This is a genomic window from Paracoccus yeei ATCC BAA-599 (assembly GCF_000622145.1).
Lineage (GTDB): Bacteria > Pseudomonadota > Alphaproteobacteria > Rhodobacterales > Rhodobacteraceae > Paracoccus > Paracoccus yeei.
Map to the genome: position 1 here is coordinate 96,028 of NZ_JHWH01000010.1, position 18,023 is coordinate 114,050.

The window sequence follows — 18,023 nt, forward strand, 5'->3', positions numbered from 1 at the left end:
CCCGGAAGAACCTGCCACCAAGGTCGCGCTCCGCGTAGCGCGCAATGACGGGGTCGAGAACATCACGCCAGCCATCGGCGCTGTGGACGTTGCCATGGCGCAGGGCGCAGCGTTCCAGCATCCCGAACTGGTTGAACAGAAAGTTGGGGTGATAGCAGCTACAGTCGAAATGGCCATTCCAGGCAGACCCTTCCTGGTCGCCATGGGTCGGGCTGACCGAGCTGTCCATGTCCAGAACGATGTACTTCAGCCCGTTACGGTCATGGAACCGGTCGATCCATTGCCCGTTCAGGTCGGCCAGCGCGGCACGGTTCCCGGCCAGAGCCAGCGTCTCGGTCTCGAACCGTCCCATCTGCGATGCCGAGGCCGCTTGTGCATCGACCGCTCTGCCGCCGACAACTTGGCGCATGACCGGATCGCAGGCGAGACGGTTGGCGTCGTTGACATCCTCGTATCCGGCCAGCCGCCCAAAGACTGATTGCCGGAACAGGCCGTCGAGCCGATGGACCGTGTTCTTGCCAGAGCGAGTATCGCGCAGCGCCGCTGACGCCAAATCGGACAACCCGAGCGCGTCATCAAGCTCGCGCATCACCAGAAGGCCGCCGTCGGAACTGAGCTGCGTGCCGCGAAATTCCAGCCGCACGCGAGGGTCGAAATCCACCCGATCTGCCCGTTGCAAGCCCGCACCCTCTGGGTGATCCATGAAACGCGCCCCTCGCAGCCTTCAACACCATGTTTTATATAGGAAATATAATGGTCAGGACAGCGAAATCAGCGCCTTACTTGGGAAATGTGGGATGGTAATCATCACCCTTCTCACCATTGCAAAAATCTGAGACGGCCTTTAAACAGATAAACTTTGGCTTGGCAACAAAGGTTTTCAGGCAAGCATCATAAAAACCATAAGATTCCATGTCGACAGCTCTAATGGAATCATTGAGCCCACGAATTTGCGCAATAATAGTATCGTTCGCGACGACAGCTGAGCCAGACGCCGCATGCGTCAGGAGAAACTTAGGCTGGCTATCAATCTGCTTTGGCAGCAGATCCCTAATTGACAATTGTTCCTGTGGCGTGAGACATCCGCCGTTGATGCAAATATCGCGAACCGCACGCTTAATTTCATCCTCCCGTATCGAAAGAGCATTTGGTCTGGATTTGAATTCTTCAGAAATCAGATTACCTTGCGGATCCCGTGTCTCGTCCCACTTGCCGTAGTCCCAAGGCGCAGAGGACTCAAAGAAACAAATATCACCCAGATCAACTTTACCCTTAACACCTCCGCAATATCCCGACATAATGGCCAGCTTTGGTCGAAACCAGCTAATCAACGACTGCGTCCTGGACGCCGCAGACGCCTGACCGGAAACTCCAATAGGGAATGCTACGCCGACCCTCGGAATCCCGTTTTTGTCAGTAAATGTAAAGCGATATACTTCCGAGTATACATCATCCTTCCTTAAGTCAAAAAGGGAGTGGTAGGGGAAAAATTCTTCATCCATCGCAGTTACAATCAGCGCATCTACACCAAAATGCCGTGAAAGGGATGTTTGCTTTGACTCCATTGATCGAAACGCATACTTAACGCGGTCCGGCAGCTGATCCATCCACAGTCCATCTTCGCGCTCAGATAATGAAACCATGAAGTGTGAACCAAGGCCAGAGCGCATCAGATCGATCGCCTCTGCTTCTCTGCTAATTCCAATCAGATCTGCAGGAGCCAATAAGTCGCCGTAAACGTATATCTCATTTAAAAGGGCTTCAGTATTGCCAAAGCTTGGCTGATCACGCCCAAGATTTTGTGGAATTGTGAGATCCAAAACCATCAAGTCATAGGCGCGGCCTGCTATTAGCTTTCGCGCACCCCTCGAATCATTAGCAAAATCCACTCTTGCAGAGGGATCGATGGAAGAAACAATCTTCGCGATTTCAGCAGCGACCAACTCACGATCGTGGACGATAATAACATCCATCAGACAGCCCCCCTCAGGATCAATTTAAATTCCTCACTCCACTTGCCTTTGCCGTAGCGAACAGTTCCCCTGTAGTAGGATCCCAAGCTCTCTATAGCCGATGCCTTAACGTAGTGTAGATCATTGACTATACTTTCAGCCTTTCCAAGTGGCTTATCCGAAAATGAATCGAAGGCTGTAACTAAGACAACGGGAGCTTCCAGCCCCTCAATGCATATTAGCTTAGCAAAGCTCAATCCACCAAGTGTAGCCTGTGGAAGGCTCGACCCCGATCTCGACCCCGCCGTTATATCCATAGAGATGTCTAAAATAAATAGATTCCATGGCTTTAAAAATAGCATGCGTTCCGCCTCAACCATTGTCGACGCTCTACTTATCTGGGCTTCGGCTCCAATCTCGTCCTGAACGACTGATTGCACATCATTGAATTTGATGTCATTATCCTCGAGGATCAGAATATTAAATTTCAACCAGTCCCTCCATTTTTCATCAATGGGCAGTAAGACGTGGAAGAACCCTTTTCTCGAAGCAGCTGCTATCTGGAGCTGTTTCCCAAGTGCAGTCGCATATGCACCCGCGATGCGTTTCAAACCCGATCCCGTTGATGCAAGAAGATGTTCTATCTGGCTGTTGTGGCGTTCGCCTAGAACAGTCCGCACCTCATTTTTTTCACCACCCAAACAAGAACTGCTGAAATCAATAGATCTTTTACCTTCAACAACTTGTATAGTTACTCGCATAGATGTTGACGATCCTCCTGCGTGCTTTAGGTGGTTCATCATGACTTCTGACGCGATATCTAGAATTAGACGAGCAGACGTTCGAGGGTAGGTCACCCCCTCCAGGTCATTAGACAATCTAACTCTAATATTCCTTACTTCTATTTCTGTGGTGAAGCGCGCGAAGGTAGCCCTGCAAATCTCCCAGAGGGACACAGTTTGAGAGCTATTTTCCTCCGGCCATTCAAACCAATGGCCTACTTGCGAAATTTTTCTATCAATTTCAGATTGCCTGTAAGCGGCGTCTGAACCCCACATTGCTTGGCTGAGGCGCTGCTGCGAAGTCCTATCCATCGGCTGGTGGGGAGTGCGTTTCGCAATGTGTGCCAAGAATTCGTTTCTCACTTCTCTGGGCGTGGAGATCCATGCCTCTGGTCATCGGCGGTGGCCGAATGAGGTGAAGGCTCGGGTTGTCGCCGATACACTTGAGCCGGGGGCCACAGTGAACGCGGTGGCGGATCGCTATGGAGTGCAGCCGAACCAATTGTCGGCGTGGCGACGGCTAGCCAAGCAGGGCAAGCTGGTCCTTCCAGCCCTGTTGACCGAAGAGCCAGTCTTTGCGCCGTTAGTGGTTTGCAGTCCGCCACCTGCTGCACCGTCATGCGACAGCTCCCCTGCAGACGAGCGGATCCGGATTGTGCTGGGCGAGGTCAGGCTCGAGCTGGCCGCGGATACACCGGCCGTTCGGTTGGCCGAGATCGTTCGTGCCCTTGGAGCCGCCGGATGCTGATGCCGTCGCAGGGCATGCGGATCCTGGTCGCGACAAAGCCGGTAGACTTCAGGAAGGGGCACGACGGATTGGCAGCCTTGGCGCAGTCGATGCTGGCAGAGGATCCCTTCACCGGCACGGTCTTTGTGTTCCGCTCCAAACGCGCCGACAGATTGAAGTTGCTGTTTTGGGACGGCAGCGGGCTGGTGATGGCTTACAAGCGCCTCGAGGCCGACAGCTTCACCTGGCCGGCGGTTCGGGATGGCGCCATGACATTGACCCGCACACAGTTCGAGGCGCTTTTTGCCGGCCTTGACTGGCGCCGCGTCCGGCCTCTGGAAACGCCGAAACCGGCCGTTGCAGAATGACCTAAACGACAGAAAAGACGAGCAATATCAGGATGACCAGGCTATGATTGTCCTATGTCCGCAGCCCCGTCCATCGATCTTTCCGCGATCCCTGAAAGCCAACGTGCTGCTGTGCTGGCAGTGCTGCACGAACGGGATGCGCTGCGGGAAACCAACCGGAGGCTGGAGCATCTCATTGCCGAGTTGAACCAGGTTCTACATGGCAAGCGCTCCGAGAAACTGAACGACGACGAGCGCCAACTGGCCTTCGAGGATCTCGAAGCTGCCGTGGCCGAGGCGGAGACCCGGCAGGATGCGGAGGCTGCGCCCCGCACGCCCTCGCGCCCGACCGCCCGCCGCAACCTTGGGCATCTTCCACAAGGCCTGCCGCGCTTCGAGCGGCTGATCGAGCCGGACAGCCTGCTTTGTCCATGTGGCTGCGGCGAGATGCACCGCATCGGCGAGGACCGCACCGAGCGGCTGGATATCGTGCCGGCCCGGCTGCGGGTCATCGTGACCGTGCGCCCCAAGTATGCCTGCCGCCGGTGTGCTGATAGCGTGACCCAGGCACCGGCCCCCGCGCACCTGGTCGAGGGCGGCCTGCCCACCGAGGGCGCCCTCGCGCATGTGCTGGTCAGCAAGTATGCCGACCACCTTCCCTTATACCGCCAGAGCCAGATCCTGGCCCGGGCCGGGATCGAACTTCACCGGAGCACGCTGGCCGATTGGGTCGGCACCGCCGCCTTCCACCTCGGCCCCGTGGTCGATCGGCTGGCCGAACATCTGAGGACGTCGACCAAGCTCTACATGGACGAAACAACTGCCCCTGTCCTCGACCCCGGCCGGGGACGGACGAAGACGGGCTATCTCTGGGCCCTGGCGCGCGATGACCGGTCATGGGGCGGGGCAGACCCGCCCGGTGTGGTCTTCACCTATGCGCCCGACCGCGCAGGCGAGAATGCAGAGCGCATCCTGCAGGGCTTTGATGGCATCCTGCAGCTGGATGGCTATCCCGGCTACAACCGCCTGACGCGCCCGTCCCGGACAGGTGGCGCGCCGATCATCGTCGCCCATTGCTGGGCACATGCGCGGCGCAAGCTGAAGGAGATCTTCGATCGCGACGGCTCCGAGATCGCGGCTGAGGGTTTGCGCCGGATCGCCGAGCTTTACCGGATCGAGGCCGATATCCGTGGCATGGGTCCCGGCCAGCGGCTGTCGGCCCGCCAAGTGCGCAGTGCGCCACTCGTAGCAGCCTTTGGCGAATGGCTGCAGCTGCAGTGTCGGCGCATCTCTGCCAAGTCTCGCCTCGGCGAGAAGCTGACCTACATCCACCGCCACTGGGACGGGCTGCAGACCTTCCTGCACGATGGTCGGGTCGAGATCGACTCCAACAGCGTCGAGAACCTGATCCGGCCGATCGCGCTGACCCGCAAGAATGCGCTCTTCGCCGGCCATGACGAGGGCGGGCGATCCTGGGCCCGCATTGCATCCCTGATCGCCACCGCAAAGGTCAATGGCATCGAACCCTTCGCCTACCTCAAGGCAACCTTGGAAGCCGTCGCCGCCAGTCACCCGCAGGCCCGGATCGATGACCTGCTGCCCTGGAACTTCAAGCCGTCAAGCTGAATGCAAGTGGGGCGCAGCCGCCGCTTACGATTGAATTGCGCGAGCAACGCTATCAATGTCCTGCACCCTCTCTACACCTTGGGCCTCTATGTTCTCCCTAGCATGTTGAACACTCTCCTCCAGCTTTATCTTAAGATCAACCTGGACGAGATGCCTAGCAGCCTCTAGATCCTCGCCCAAGCGCTTTTGTAGCCACAGAACAACCGAACGAACCGCCTCGCGATGACTATCAGCATTCTCGATGGTTTCGACAATTGCGTTTAGTTCGTTATGATCAGGTGTTATGCGAAACATGCCGCGCGGCTTGCCAGGCCGAAGGCTGTGCATATAGCTATCCACCCAAGTCTGTATGTCTGTTTTTATTTCATCCACGAAAGCATCAGTTATTCTTATTGAAACATCCCTAAATACCCCGGGAAGTGAATGCTGCGCTAGAGATTGCAATGCGCCAACAAACTCACGCTCAATCACATTGTGGCGAATTCGCGTCCCCAATATCGCTTCAAGACCGTATCCCGGATCGCGCATAAACGACTTTATGATCTCTAAAGCAACATCCGCAGATGCCCACTTGAAGTTCGGAAGGGTAACCTTACTTGAAACCCCATTTGGAAACGTTATTGTGTTCTCTGTCTCCGACGCCCGAGCAGGAAACGCGCCACCTTCATTTCTTTGTGTCAGCTCAATTGAGGCCTCATATATATCCTTGGTCCTGATCATCATCTCGTTGGAGAATGATTGCCACGGAACTTCAAACTGAGATGATGTTATGCTGTTATACAGAATTGCGGACTCCAGCGCGCGAATTTCATCAAGGTAGACATCCTCAGTCACTGTTTCACAGAACCCATAGCGCCTAATGCATTCCTCCAGCGCTGAGATCCTTCCAGCCATGGCATCAATTTCGTTGAATGACATTTCCATGAGAAGTAAGTTTTGGGGTGACAAGAAGAAATAAGAGAAAGCTGCCGCACGCTCCCCGTAAGCGGAAATGATTAGATTTATGAGGTCGGAAATACTAATAGATGCATATATTGGTCGCAGTATGCTCCTGATGACACTAAAGTCGGGGTCTCCTTGCTCTACTCCTTTAAGTAGAAATACATACGCCGCCCGCCAGTCGCCCCTGAATGGCTGGACTTTTCGACTTCTCAGCACCTCCTCTATCCAAGCCCAGTCTGCACCCGACAGATAGTTACGCTTTATTGGGCAATTTCGCTCTATTTTCGAGATCCAGTCTGAGACGCGGCCGGCATTTTGATCTTGGGAGACCTCTCTATGAAGCAAGTTTATCCATGTTCGATCTCCGACACTTCCAATTGCCTCCACCCTCACTTCCGTCTCGGCCGCCAGATCCGCCCAGGGTTTACCGAATATTTTGTTCCTATTGCTTGCCGTCGCCACGCCCGGCGCCATTAGAAGAAGGACACTAGCGCCTCCGTAGAAGTCAACGAGCCTTAGGAACTGTTTGTACTCAGTTGGCCATTCCGATCGGGGAAACATAAATAGCAAGTAAGCGATGCCACTCAAGAGCCGACCAGCCTCAGTAAACCGCCAGCGCCTCGACGAAAACACAACGTGGTCATAGGTTAGCTGAGATGGATACTTTTCTTTTCGCAGCTTTGCCAAACTATTCAGGAATTCAGAGTCTTTGGGTGGAGCGGTTAGCGGGTGTGGCTGTATAAGGCTTTGATAGAAAGACTTTGCTTCTTTGGAGATTGGGAGCTGTATTCCTTCGATATCAGGTTCATCATCAAATTTAATAAGCTCGCCACGGTGCCGGCGGATCATACTATTCAGACGTCGAAAATTCACCTCATTACTAATTCTTTCGGCGCAATCAATTAAGGCATCGGGCGCTGTGTTCCCACATGATGTGTGCTCTTCAAGTACATCACAAAGTAAGTTCAGCGCATCGAAGGGGTGCGCCAGCAAAGAGAGCCAAAGGAACCCTGCCTCATTTCCGATCAGGGAACTCTGATGCCCCACTGCGTATTCGATAAGGCGACGCTCCCACTCTTTCTCGCCGCCATTCAATACGTATTTCAGAGATGTCTGAATATGACCTTCGGGTGGCTGATTCACAGAGAAGAACACAAACGGATAGAGGAATTTTCTTGTTGCCCAAGTGGAGCGCATTTCGTCTGAAATTCGTCTCGCGAGAAGCTTTCCATTTTGTGAATTTGCTGCAGCCACGACACGCCAGAAGAATAAAGATTGTCGATCAACGGGAAGTAGCTTCTCAAATAGACCTGTCGGGTCTGCCTCTGGAGTTTCGAGAAGGGCACAGGATAGTAAGTCAGAAAAGCCTATCAGTCTATTTACGGTTTCCTTGTTCACCACTATGTGCTGCTCGACAAGATCAACAACGTTTTCCAGCATCACAGAGCGCCGGCTTGCTGATATTTTTCTTGCGTCCTCCCAGTCGCCGTCACTAAATGGAAAATTCTGCCATTGGCCGGGATCGATGCGATAGGTCGATTCTAGCAGGAACCGGTTCAGCTCAGCTGAGAAGCGGAATTTTGCACGAAGCAGAGTGTCCGCTATACGATGTCGTGCTGGTCGATGACTTCCCTGACCTCGCATCAGGTTTCTTAATACAATAACCTCCGCCGCCGTCTTGGTAGCCGCCATCCAGTACTTCCTTTAGCTTTTTTGTTTGGCTCACAGCTTTGCGGATGATGCTAGGCGTGGACTGAGTAGAGGTAAAGATGTACATGACAGGGAGCATGCCTCCTCTTGCTCGCGGCGCGGCCTTTGTCATTCCCCTTCGGCGTTGATGATTTAACCGCCCCCTGACGGCTTCGAAGTGCCAAGATGGGCGGCTACATCTTCAGCGCCCGCCCACGTTAACCGAACTAGTAGAGCTGTTTCATCGAGCGCAACGGCAACTTTGTCCGGCATCGCTACCATACTGGCCGGGTGTTTGTTGTAGCGCACGACGAACGGCAGCTTCCCGGAATGCGGCAACGCAGCACTGCCGAGGCGCGACCGTCCGCAATGGGCCGTAGCTTGCCTTCCGACCTTGAATTATGTTCGACCAGCGTGGGCGTCTTCGACCTGCAAGATATGCCCCCTTGGCGCGCGGGAAGCATGATCGCCTGGAGCTTCGCGTCGCCCTCCCACCCTGCCGGCCTCCCGCTATGGCCACCTTCTCCTGCCCACTGCTGCCAGGCGCATGGGCCAAGGTCTGTTGGCGGCCCCGCCCGGCCAAGGACGAGCCATGCGTCGAGCGCGGCTTGGCGGCATGGAAGATCACCCGCCGACGGATGCAAACCAATCGGCGTAGGCTGTGTTCCTGGCCATCTTGCGGTTCAGGTCCGGCGCGCCGTCTGTCCACCAGACCGGGCCGCGCTCGCCCAGGGCCTGTTTGGCGTCCTCGGCGTCCCGGTCGGCCGCCGCCCGGGCCGCCTTCACTGCGCGGCGGGCATCCATCAGCGCTTCCGTCAGCCGCTGCCGCTCAGGCTCGGGAAGGCTCGGGTTCGTCGCCCGCCAGAGCCGCCCGCGCACGACGATATAGCGCCCATCCGGGGTGACGAGCGGCATCAGTCCAGCTCGATCAGCTGATCGTCGTCGAGCGGTCGCTGCAGATGACGGGCCTCAGGCCAGTCCGCGCTCAGCCAGGTGTCGATGTCGGTCGCGGAGGTCAGAATCACCGGCATGGCCTTGGGATGGATCCGTCCGACCACGGCGTTGGGCTCGCAGGTCAGAAAGGCGAAGAGCTGGTGGTCCCCGGTCCGGGGCGTCCTCGCCGAGCCCCGCGTGCCCTGCCACGGTGTCCAGATCCCGGCAAGGAAGAACAGCGGTCGCGTCGGGTCCAGCGCAAACCAGTGCAGCGGCTTGCGCTTTGTCACCGGATCGGGCCTGGCCCCATATTCCGAGAAGGCCGTGGCGGGCACCACGCAGCGATGGGCGGTTCCAAGCCAGCGCCGCCAATGCGGGCTGGCGGTGTTGCGGATGTTCGTCACGCCGGTGTCCGGCGCATCCGGCGCCTTCAGGAACTGCGGCGGCGTGGGCATCCCCCAGGTCAGGCGCGCCAGATCGCGACCGCTGCCGGTATTGCGCACCACCGGCGCCGAACGATCGGGATAGACATCCAGCGACGGCTCGAGGTTGCCGAGGCTGTCGGACATGGCCCCGACAACATCGCGGATCGCCTGCTGGTTCGTGGTCAGGTTATACAGGTTGCAGATGGGGCGACCTCCTCCTTCACAGGAATTTTCGCACCATGCTGGCACAGCCAGGCAAGGATCACAAAGGCCATGCGACGGATTGACATGCGGGGTTTATGGAACGAATGGTGAACATATAACCCAGAGTCCCATTCAGACAGGAGCCCGACACTGCCATGTCAGCGCCCCGATCCGATCCGGCTCTCGTGGCGCTGCGGCAGCGGATCGCAGCGATCGAGGGCGACCACGGCCCGCCGCAGGCGGCGCTGCCGTTCGGCCTGGCCGAACTTGACCGACGCTTGCCCAAGGGCGGGCTGGCGCTTGGCTGTCTGCACGAAGTTGCGGGCGGCGGAAACGGCGCCGTCGATGGCGCGGCGGCGGCCTGTTTTGCCGCCGGGATCGCGGCGCGCCTGCCCGGGCAGGTGCTCTGGTGCGTGACGCAGGCCGACCTCTTCGCACCGGGGCTGGAACAGGCCGGCCTGCCGCCCGGTCGCGTGATCCATGTCGAGGCGGGCGACGACACCGCCGTTCTCGCCTGCATGGAGGAAGGGCTGCGCCATGGCAGCCTGGCCGCCGTGGTGGCGGATGTGGCGCGGCTGTCGATGACCGCCTCGCGCCGCCTGCATCTGGCCGCCAAGACCTCGGGCACCACCGGCATCGCCCTGCGCCGCTGGCGCAGGCAGCTTGATGCCAGCGACTTCGGCCAGCCGACGGCGGCGATGACGCGCTGGCGGGTGTCTGTGCTGCCATCCTCGCCGCTGCCGGCGCCGGGGGTGGGCCGGGCGCGCTGGCTGGTGGAACTCTTGCGCGCGCGGGCGGGGGATTCCTTCGATCTGGAACTGGAGGCATGCGATGGCACGGGTCATCTCGGTCTTCCTGCCGCTGTGGCCGGTGGATCGGCTGCGGCGGCAGGACGGCACGCCTTCGGATAGGCCGCCGGACAGGCCACTGGTCCTCGCGGGGCGCGTCGGCAATCGCCGCGTGCTCACGGCCGTGGATGCCGCAGCGGCGGGCCTGGGCCTCAAACCGGGCATGCCGGTCAGCAAGGCGCAGGCCCTGGTGCCCGATCTCAGGATCGAACCCGCGGACGTGGCGGCGGATCTGGCGAGCCTCGAGCGCCTGGCGTTCTGGATCCTGCAACGCATCGCGCCCATCGTCGCGGTCGATCCGCCGGACGGGATCGTCATCGACGCGACCGGCGCCGCGCATCTGCATGGCGGCGAGGAGGCGCTGCTCGCGGCGCTGACCGGTCGGCTCGCGCTGTCGGGGGTGACGGCGCGGGCGGCGGTGGCCGACACATGGGGCGCCGCGCATGCCTTGGCGCGGTTCGGCGGCGCGCTGGCGGACATGCCGCCCGAGGCGCTGCGCCTGCCCGCGGCCACCGTGGCCGGGCTGCGCGACATGGGCTTTGGCCGCATCGGCGATCTCATGGCCCAGCCCCGCGCGCCGCTGACCCGCCGCTTTGGCCCTGGACTGTGCCGCCGCATCGACCAGATGTTCGGCGATGCCCCCGAGCCCATCGACGCCCTGCGCCCCGAGGGCCTGATCGAGGCCCGCCGCGCCTTTGCCGAACCCATCGCCGCGCCCGAGACCATCGCCCGCTACATCGCCAAGCTGGTCGCCGCGCTCTGCGACGCGCTGGAGGCGCGGGGCATGGGCGCCCGGCGCCTGGACCTGATCTGCCACCGCGTCGACCGCGAGTTGCAAACCGTGCGCGTGGGCCTGGCCGTGCCGCAGCGCGATCCCGCCCGCCTGACCCGGCTTCTGTGCGACAAGATCCCCGGCATCGCCCCCGGCTTCGGGATCGAGATCATGACCCTGGCCGCGACCGTCACCGAGCCCCTGGGCGCACGCCAGATCAGCACGCTGGCGCCCGAGGCGCCGGACCTCGCCGGCCTGATCGACATCCTGGCGAACCGCGTCGGGTTCCACGCCATCTACCGCATCGCCCCGGTCGAAAGCGACGTGCCCGAACGATCCGCCCGCCGCATCCCCGCGCTGGCCGAGGACAGCGGCGCGGGCTGGCCCGACCACTGGCCGCGCCCGTCGCGTCTGCTGCCGCGCCCCGATCCCATCGAGGCGATGGCGCTGCTGCCCGACCAGCCGCCGGTCTGGATCGCCTGGCGCGGGGTGCGCCGCCGCATCGCCCGTGCCGACGGCCCCGAGCGCATCTTTGGCGAATGGTGGACGCGCGAGGCCGAGCGCATCGCCGTGCGCGACTATTTCCGCGTCGAGGACGAGGCCGGCGAACGCCTGTGGATCTTTCGCGCCGGCGACGGCGAGGACGCCGCCACCGGCTCGCATCGCTGGTTCCTGCACGGGGTCTTCGGATGAGATATGCCGAGCTTCAGGTCACCTCGGACTTCTCCTTCCTGCGGGGTGCCTCCTCGGCCGAGCACCTCTTCGCCACGGCGGCGGCCCTGGGCATCGAGGCGCTTGGCGTGGCGGACCGCAATTCGGTCGCGGGCCTCGTGCGCGCCTGGGAGGCGGCCAAGGCCACCGGCGTCCGGCTGGTCGCGGGCTGCCGTCTGGATCTGACCTGCGGCATGTCGGTGCTGGTCTATCCGACCGACAAGCCGGCCTGGTCGCGGCTCTGCCGCTTGCTGACGCTCGGCAAGTCTCGTGCCGGCAAGGCGGCGTGTCATCTGCACTGGTCGGATCTGGCCGAGCATGCCGAGGGGCTGATCGCCATCCTCGTCCCCGACCGGGCCGACGACGCCTGCGCCCTGCGCCTGCGTCGCCTGCGCGAGCTGTTCGGCGACCGCGCCTACCTCGCCCTGACGCTGCGCCGCCGTCCGAACGACCAGCTGCGCCTGCACGAGCTTGCAAACCTTGCCGCCCGGGCCGGCGTGCCGACCGTCGTCACCAATGACGTCCTCTTCCACGAGCCCTCGCGCCGCATCCTTCAGGACGTGGTGACGGCGATCCGCCACAATTGCACCGTCGAGGCGCTTGGCCATCGCCGCGAGCGTCACGCCGACCGCTATCTGAAGCCGCCGCAGGAAATGGCGCGCCTCTTCGCCCGCTATCCCGAGGCCCTGGCCCGCAGCATCGAGATCATGGACCGCTGCCGCTTCGACCTCGCGGACCTGCGCTATCAATATCCCGAGGAACGCGAGGATCCCGCCCTGACCGCGCAGGAGACGCTGGCCCGCCTGACCTGGGCGGGCGCCGCGGCGCGCTATCCCGAAGGCATCCCGCCCGAGGTGACACAGGCGCTGAACCATGAGCTGACCCTGATCGGCCGGCTGGACTATGCGCCCTATTTCCTGACCGTGCACAGCATCGTCCGTTACGCCCGGTCGCAGAACATCCTGTGCCAGGGGCGCGGATCGGCGGCGAACTCGGCGGTCTGCTATGTCCTTGGCATCACCGCCATCGACCCCAGCCGCAACGACCTGCTGTTCGAGCGCTTCGTCAGCGAGGAGCGCCGCGAACCGCCCGACATCGACGTGGATTTCGAACACGAGCGCCGCGAGGAGGTGATTCAGTGGATCTACCGCACCTATGGCCGCGACCGGGCCGCGCTGACCGCGACCGTCATCCGCTACCGCGCCAAGGGCGCGCTGCGCGATGTCGGCAAGGCCATGGCCCTGCCCGAGGACCTGATCACGGCGCTCTCGTCGCTGATCTGGGCCTGGTCCGACGAGGGCGTCACCGACGCGCAACTGGCCGAGCTGAACCTGAACCCCGCCGACCGCCGCCTGCGCCTGACTGTCGATCTCGCCCGGCAGCTGATGGGCGCGCCGCGCCACCTGTCCCAGCATCCCGGCGGCTTCGTGCTGACCCATGACCGGCTGGATGATCTGGTGCCGATCGAACCCGCCGCGATGGAGGATCGCCAGATCATCGAATGGGACAAGGACGACATCGACGCGCTTAAGTTCATGAAGGTCGACATCCTGGCCCTCGGCATGCTGACCTGCATGGCCAAGGGCCTGGCGCTGGTGGCACGGCACAAGGGCGCGCAGCATGACCTCGCCACCATCCCCGCCGAGGATCCGCGCACCTATGCGATGATCCGCAGGGCCGATACGCTCGGCGCCTTCCAGATCGAGAGCCGGGCGCAGATGGCGATGCTGCCGCGCCTCAAGCCCCGCACCTATTACGATCTGGTCATTCAGGTCGCGATCGTGCGCCCGGGTCCGATCCAGGGCGACATGGTGCATCCCTACCTGCGCCGCCGCGCCGGCCTCGAGCCGGTCGAATACCCCAGGCCCGAGCTGGAAAGGGTGCTGGGCAAGACGCTGGGCGTGCCGCTGTTCCAGGAGCAGGCAATGCGCGTCGCCATCGAATGCGCGGGCTTCACCCCGGGCGAGGCCGACATGCTCAGGAAGTCGATGGCCACGTTCAAGTTCACCGGCGGCGTCAGCGCCTTTCGCGACAAGCTGATCGCGGGCATGGAGGCGCGCGGCTACCCACGCGACTTCGCCGAGCGGACCTTCAGGCAGCTTGAGGGCTTCGGCTCATACGGCTTTCCCGAAAGCCACGCGGCCAGCTTTGCGCTGGTCGCCTATGCCTCCGCCTGGCTCAAGTGCTGGCACCCCGATGCCTTCTGCGCGGCGCTGCTGAACAGCCAGCCGATGGGCTTTTATGCCCCCGCCCAGATCGTGCGCGATGCCCAGGACCACGGGGTCGAGGTGCGGCCGGTCTGCGTCAATGCCTCGGATTGGGACTGCACGCTGGAACCGATGGACAGCCGCTTCGCGATCCGGCTGGGCCTGCGCATGGTCAAGGGACTGGCCGAGGCCCATGCCCGACAGATCGCCCGTGCCGCCCCCTTCGCTTCGGTCGAGGACCTCTGGCGCCGCGCCCGTGTGCCCTTGGCTGCCCTGACCCGCATCGCCGAGGCCGACGGGTTCCACGCCTTCGGCCTGTCGCGGCGCCAGGCCGTCTGGGCCATCAAGGGCCTGCCCGACACCGACCTGCCGCTCTTCGCCGCGCTCGAGGGCAACGAGCCCGCCGCCGCCCTGCGCCCGATGACCGCCGGCCGCGAGGTGGTCGAGGATTACAGCCGCACCGGCCTGTCCCTGCGTCGGCATCCGGTGGCCTTCCTGCGGGGGGATCTGGCGCGGCGCCGCATCCTGACCTGCACTGACGCCATGGCCTTGCCCAATCGCCACTGGGCCGCAGTCGCGGGCCTGGTGCTGGTGCGCCAGCGCCCCGGCTCGGCCAAGGGCACCATGTTCATCACGCTCGAAGACGAAACCGGCATCGCCAATCTCGTAGTCTGGCCCAAGGTCTTCGAGGCCAACCGCCGCATCATCCTCGCCGCCAGCATGATCGCCGCGCACGGGATGATCCAGCGCGAGGGCGAGGTGGTGCATTTTGTCGTCCACCGCCTCACAGATCTCTCGGACGCCCTCGCCAGCGTCGGAAGCCGGGGCGCCTTCCCCCTGCCGCACGGCCGTGGCGACGAATTCCACAACGCCTGCCCTACCCCCGACCCCCGGCACCCGAAGCCCCGCGACATGTTCATCCGCGACCTGCACCTCGACACGATCCGCGTCAGGACGCGGGATTTCCGGTGAGGCGGATGGGGCCCGGTGACGTCGACGAGGATGCCCCAGGCCCCAGGTCTGAGCCGCAAGGCCGTCGGACATCTCCATGCTGGCCGCCAGTCAAACCCCTGGCCAAGCTGCAGGTTGACGGGGCGGCTGCGATGCGGGACAGAACGGCCGTTCAGGCTTTGGAGCGCGCGCCTTTTGCGCTTCACAGGGCGCGGAAGAGCGCGGATATAGATTAGTTCGGCCGCCCGCTTAACGAAGGTCTACGTCACGATCACGGCTGGATGCAAAGGCATGCTCCCGGAACGGCCGGGCGCCAAAGGCAAGGACCTTACACGGCTTTATAAGCCTCTTAACCCGCTCTGGACGACACTGATCTGCTGGATTATCTATAATCCATGAAGAATCCCCTCAGAGAGACATTGGCGACAAAGATCGCCCAAAGCCTGGCTGACCGCATCATCACGGGAGTTATTCGCCCCAACACCCCTCTGCGTCAGGACCACATCGCCGCCGAATTCGGGGCAAGCCATGTGCCCGTGCGCGAAGCCTTCCGGCAGCTGGAGGCGCAAGGGCTGGCGATCAGCGAGCCGCAACGGGGCATGCGCGTCACCCCGTTCGATGTGGAAGATCTGCACGAGGTAGCGGCCATGCGTGCCTCGCTCGAGGTTCTGGCCCTGCGGCATGCGGTGCCCAACATGACTTCAGCCGTTCTGGAGGCAGCCGAACAGGCGACACATGCCGGAGATGTCTCCCGAGAGGTGCGGGAGTGGGAGGACGCCAATCGCCGGTTTCACCGCCTGATCCTCGGGCCGTGCGGCATGCCGCGACTGCTGTCCGCGATCGACACGCTCCACACCGCCAGCGCCCGCTTCCTGTTCGCCGCCTGGCGCAGTGATTGGGAGGCGCCGACGAACCACGAGCATCGCGCCATCCTTGCGGCCCTTCGGCGTGGGGAAACGGACAGGGCGTGTTTGATCCTGTCGAAGCACGTCGGACGGACAAGGCGACGGGATCTTCAAAAGAACGGCCTGTAATCAGTTACTTGTCAGAAATAATCAGCAATATCTATAATCTTTGTTGCCGTTTAAGCCCGTGAGCGTCTAGTCATAGATATTCCGCAAAGGACCCCGTTATGACGTCTTATACGCTCCTGTCCCGCCCCGATCATCGGGCTCTGCTCCACGCCATGCCGAAGGTTGTGGCTCTTGCCGCGCTCATTACGCTTGGCGCGAAGATCCAGGTGCCGTTCTGGCCCGTGCCGATGACGATGCACACGCTTGCGGTGCTTTCGATCGCCATCCTCGCCGGACCCCGTCTCGCCGCTGGCGCGGTCGCCACCTATCTAGCAGCCGGCGCGGCGGGCTTGCCCGTGTTCTCCGGCTCTCCGGCCCGTGGCATCGGGCTGGCCTATATGGTCGGGCCCACGGGCGGCTATCTGCTTGGCTATCTTCTGGCAGCGGCCCTGACCGGCTGGCTTGCCATCGGCGGCGGCACGATGCGCCGCATCCTTGCCATGCTGGCCGGCATGGGGGTGATCTACGCCATTGGCGCGGCATGGCTGTGCCGTTTCGTGCCCGCCGCCGATGTCTGGGCGGTTGGCATCTTTCCGTTCCTCATGGGTGATCTGCTGAAGATCGGGCTTGCCGCAGGGCTGGCCACCCTCTGGACACGGGGGCGCGCATGATCCGCCACGACTGGACGCTGGAGGAGGCGCAGGCGGTCCACGCGCTGCCCTTCCCCGACCTGATGCATCGGGCGCAGTCCGTCCATCGGCAGACGTTCGATCCGCATGTCGTGGAGCAGGCCAGCCTTCTCAGCATCAAGACAGGGGGCTGCCCGGAAGATTGCGGCTACTGCTCGCAAAGCGCGTTCCACGACACGGGCGTGAAGGCCACGAAGCTGATGCAGGTGGACGCGGTTCTGGCGGTCGCGCGCCGTGCCAAGGCGGCGGGGGCGCAGCGGTTCTGCATGGGGGCCGCGTGGCGCAGCCCGAAGGATCGCGATCTCGATGCCATCTGCACCATGGTCAAAGGCGTGCGCGATCTGGGGCTGGAAACCTGCATGACGCTGGGCATGCTGACGCCCCCGCAGGTCGCCCGGTTGAAGGAGGCGGGTCTCGACTTCTACAACCACAATATCGACACCTCACCCGCCTATTACCCGAAGATCGCCACGACCCGCACGATGGAGGACCGGCTGGACACGCTGGACCATGTGCGGCAGGGCGGCATCAAGGTCTGCTGCGGCGGCATCCTTGGCATGGGCGAGGCGGAGGAGGACCGCATCGCGATGCTGGTCGTTCTTGCGAACCTTTCCCATCATCCCGAAAGTGTGCCGATCAACCTGTGGCAGCCCATCGGCAACACGCCGGTGGAGGCGATGGCCCGTCCGGTCGACCCCTTCGCCCTGGTGCGGGCCGTCGCGCTGGCGCGCATCCTGATGCCGCAAAGCGTCGTGCGGCTGTCGGCGGGGCGGACGGGTATGAGCGACGAGCTTCAGGCGCTGTGCTTCCTCGCTGGCGCCAACTCGATCTTCGCAGGCGATGTGCTTCTGACGACGGAGAACCCCGCGTCGTGGCAGGATGCGGATCTGTTCGCCCGGCTCGGGATGCGCAACGCGGTCGTCGAGAAGAAGCCGGTTTGTCTGGCACAGGCGTCATGAGGGTGTGCGCCCTCAGGCCGTGCGGACATCGCCATTCCGGAGCCGATGGTGACGATCAAGCTGCGCGCCCCTCGCCGAGGCGGTCCGTGTCCATGGTTCGGATCACCCTCAGAGAGAAGCCGCCGAATGACCGCCATGGGCTCTTCACGTCGATGGCAGGGTCCAACCAGATCGCCGCCGGACCGGGGCGGTGGGTCCATCATGGCGGGAATGCTGCGGTCATTGCGGACGGATGCTGCGAGCATA

Annotated in this window: 14 protein-coding genes and 1 pseudogene; 9 read left to right on the forward strand and 6 right to left on the reverse strand. The window is 62.1% G+C overall.

What is annotated here, in order from left to right; genetic code table 11:
• From BU28_RS22365 to BU28_RS25320, 3 genes and pseudogenes are all read right to left on the reverse strand, one after another.
• Positions 1 to 703 (reverse strand): annotated as a pseudogene (locus BU28_RS22365) (IS1380-like element IS1247 family transposase); the annotation flags it as partial.
• 76 nt (positions 704 to 779) lie between these two features.
• Positions 780 to 1,973 (reverse strand): hypothetical protein, encoded by a 1,194-nt coding sequence (locus BU28_RS25315; RefSeq protein WP_143809838.1) that lies wholly within the window; start codon positions 1,971 to 1,973, stop codon positions 780 to 782.
• The gene (locus BU28_RS25320) at positions 1,973 to 2,752 is read right to left on the reverse strand and encodes a response regulator (RefSeq protein ID WP_155992523.1); all 780 of its coding nucleotides are present in this window, start codon (positions 2,750 to 2,752) and stop codon (positions 1,973 to 1,975) included. Before BU28_RS25320 ends, BU28_RS25315 begins: the two co-directional genes overlap by 1 nt.
• A gap of 319 nt (positions 2,753 to 3,071) precedes the next feature.
• Here BU28_RS25320 and tnpA point away from each other — a divergent pair, with 319 nt between their 5' ends.
• The 3 genes from tnpA to tnpC are packed head-to-tail and all read left to right on the forward strand — an operon-like array spanning position 3,072 to position 5,434.
• The gene (gene tnpA, locus BU28_RS26605) at positions 3,072 to 3,482 is read left to right on the forward strand and encodes an IS66-like element accessory protein TnpA (protein ID WP_269845854.1); all 411 of its coding nucleotides are present in this window, start codon (positions 3,072 to 3,074) and stop codon (positions 3,480 to 3,482) included.
• Positions 3,476 to 3,829, forward strand: a complete 354-nt coding sequence (gene tnpB / locus BU28_RS0107480) for an IS66 family insertion sequence element accessory protein TnpB (RefSeq protein WP_028718917.1) — start codon at positions 3,476 to 3,478, stop codon at positions 3,827 to 3,829. Before tnpA ends, tnpB begins: the two co-directional genes overlap by 7 nt.
• Before the next feature lie 54 nt (positions 3,830 to 3,883).
• Positions 3,884 to 5,434 (forward strand): IS66 family transposase, encoded by a 1,551-nt coding sequence (gene tnpC / locus BU28_RS0107485; protein WP_028718918.1) that lies wholly within the window; start codon positions 3,884 to 3,886, stop codon positions 5,432 to 5,434.
• A 24-nt stretch (positions 5,435 to 5,458) separates the two neighbouring features.
• Here tnpC and BU28_RS25325 read toward each other — a convergent pair whose 3' ends face one another.
• From BU28_RS25325 to BU28_RS0107500, 3 genes are all read right to left on the reverse strand, one after another.
• On the reverse strand, positions 5,459 to 8,068 hold the full coding sequence (locus tag BU28_RS25325) for a hypothetical protein (RefSeq protein ID WP_143809861.1): 2,610 nt from the start codon (positions 8,066 to 8,068) through the stop codon (positions 5,459 to 5,461).
• A gap of 621 nt (positions 8,069 to 8,689) precedes the next feature.
• A complete protein-coding gene (locus tag BU28_RS0107495; protein WP_028718919.1) occupies positions 8,690 to 8,980 on the reverse strand; it encodes a hypothetical protein in 291 nt (96 codons plus the stop codon).
• Positions 8,980 to 9,672 (reverse strand): SOS response-associated peptidase, encoded by a 693-nt coding sequence (locus tag BU28_RS0107500; protein ID WP_269845846.1) that lies wholly within the window; start codon positions 9,670 to 9,672, stop codon positions 8,980 to 8,982. Before BU28_RS0107500 ends, BU28_RS0107495 begins: the two co-directional genes overlap by 1 nt.
• Before the next feature lie 110 nt (positions 9,673 to 9,782).
• Between BU28_RS0107500 and BU28_RS0107505 the strand changes: the two genes are divergently transcribed.
• The 6 genes from BU28_RS0107505 (at position 9,783) to bioB (ending at position 17,777) form a co-directional block, all read left to right on the forward strand.
• On the forward strand, positions 9,783 to 10,538 hold the full coding sequence (locus BU28_RS0107505; protein ID WP_028718921.1) for an ImuA family protein: 756 nt from the start codon (positions 9,783 to 9,785) through the stop codon (positions 10,536 to 10,538).
• Complete coding sequence (locus BU28_RS0107510; protein ID WP_028718922.1) at positions 10,459 to 11,940, forward strand: Y-family DNA polymerase; 1,482 nt, start codon at positions 10,459 to 10,461, stop codon at positions 11,938 to 11,940. Before BU28_RS0107505 ends, BU28_RS0107510 begins: the two co-directional genes overlap by 80 nt.
• A complete protein-coding gene (locus BU28_RS0107515; protein ID WP_028718923.1) occupies positions 11,937 to 15,137 on the forward strand; it encodes an error-prone DNA polymerase in 3,201 nt (1,066 codons plus the stop codon). The genes BU28_RS0107510 and BU28_RS0107515 overlap by 4 nt, the downstream gene beginning before the upstream one ends.
• A gap of 374 nt (positions 15,138 to 15,511) precedes the next feature.
• On the forward strand, positions 15,512 to 16,150 hold the full coding sequence (locus BU28_RS22370) for a GntR family transcriptional regulator (protein WP_036762303.1): 639 nt from the start codon (positions 15,512 to 15,514) through the stop codon (positions 16,148 to 16,150).
• Positions 16,151 to 16,248: 98 nt separating this feature from the next.
• A complete protein-coding gene (locus BU28_RS0107525; RefSeq protein ID WP_028718924.1) occupies positions 16,249 to 16,800 on the forward strand; it encodes a biotin transporter BioY in 552 nt (183 codons plus the stop codon).
• Entirely contained in the window at positions 16,797 to 17,777 is a 981-nt protein-coding gene (bioB, locus tag BU28_RS0107530; protein WP_028718925.1) for a biotin synthase BioB, read from the forward strand. The genes BU28_RS0107525 and bioB overlap by 4 nt, the downstream gene beginning before the upstream one ends.
• Positions 17,778 to 18,023 lie beyond the last annotated feature (246 nt).

Bases quoted from the DNA above. Each gene is read 5' to 3' on its own strand.
- BU28_RS25315 (WP_143809838.1), bottom strand. From the start codon at position 1,973: ATGGATGTTATTATCGTCCACGATCGTGAGTTGGTCGCTGCTGAAATC.
- BU28_RS25320 (WP_155992523.1), bottom strand. From the start codon at position 2,752: ATGAACCACCTAAAGCACGCAGGAGGATCGTCAACATCTATGCGAGTA.
- tnpA (WP_269845854.1), top strand. From the start codon at position 3,072: ATGTGTGCCAAGAATTCGTTTCTCACTTCTCTGGGCGTGGAGATCCAT.
- tnpB (WP_028718917.1), top strand. From the start codon at position 3,476: ATGCTGATGCCGTCGCAGGGCATGCGGATCCTGGTCGCGACAAAGCCG.
- tnpC (WP_028718918.1), top strand. From the start codon at position 3,884: ATGTCCGCAGCCCCGTCCATCGATCTTTCCGCGATCCCTGAAAGCCAA.
- BU28_RS25325 (WP_143809861.1), bottom strand. From the start codon at position 8,068: ATGGCGGCTACCAAGACGGCGGCGGAGGTTATTGTATTAAGAAACCTG.
- BU28_RS0107495 (WP_028718919.1), bottom strand. From the start codon at position 8,980: ATGCCGCTCGTCACCCCGGATGGGCGCTATATCGTCGTGCGCGGGCGG.
- BU28_RS0107505 (WP_028718921.1), top strand. From the start codon at position 9,783: ATGTCAGCGCCCCGATCCGATCCGGCTCTCGTGGCGCTGCGGCAGCGG.
- BU28_RS0107510 (WP_028718922.1), top strand. From the start codon at position 10,459: ATGGCACGGGTCATCTCGGTCTTCCTGCCGCTGTGGCCGGTGGATCGG.
- BU28_RS0107515 (WP_028718923.1), top strand. From the start codon at position 11,937: ATGAGATATGCCGAGCTTCAGGTCACCTCGGACTTCTCCTTCCTGCGG.
- BU28_RS22370 (WP_036762303.1), top strand. From the start codon at position 15,512: ATGAAGAATCCCCTCAGAGAGACATTGGCGACAAAGATCGCCCAAAGC.
- BU28_RS0107525 (WP_028718924.1), top strand. From the start codon at position 16,249: ATGACGTCTTATACGCTCCTGTCCCGCCCCGATCATCGGGCTCTGCTC.
- bioB (WP_028718925.1), top strand. From the start codon at position 16,797: ATGATCCGCCACGACTGGACGCTGGAGGAGGCGCAGGCGGTCCACGCG.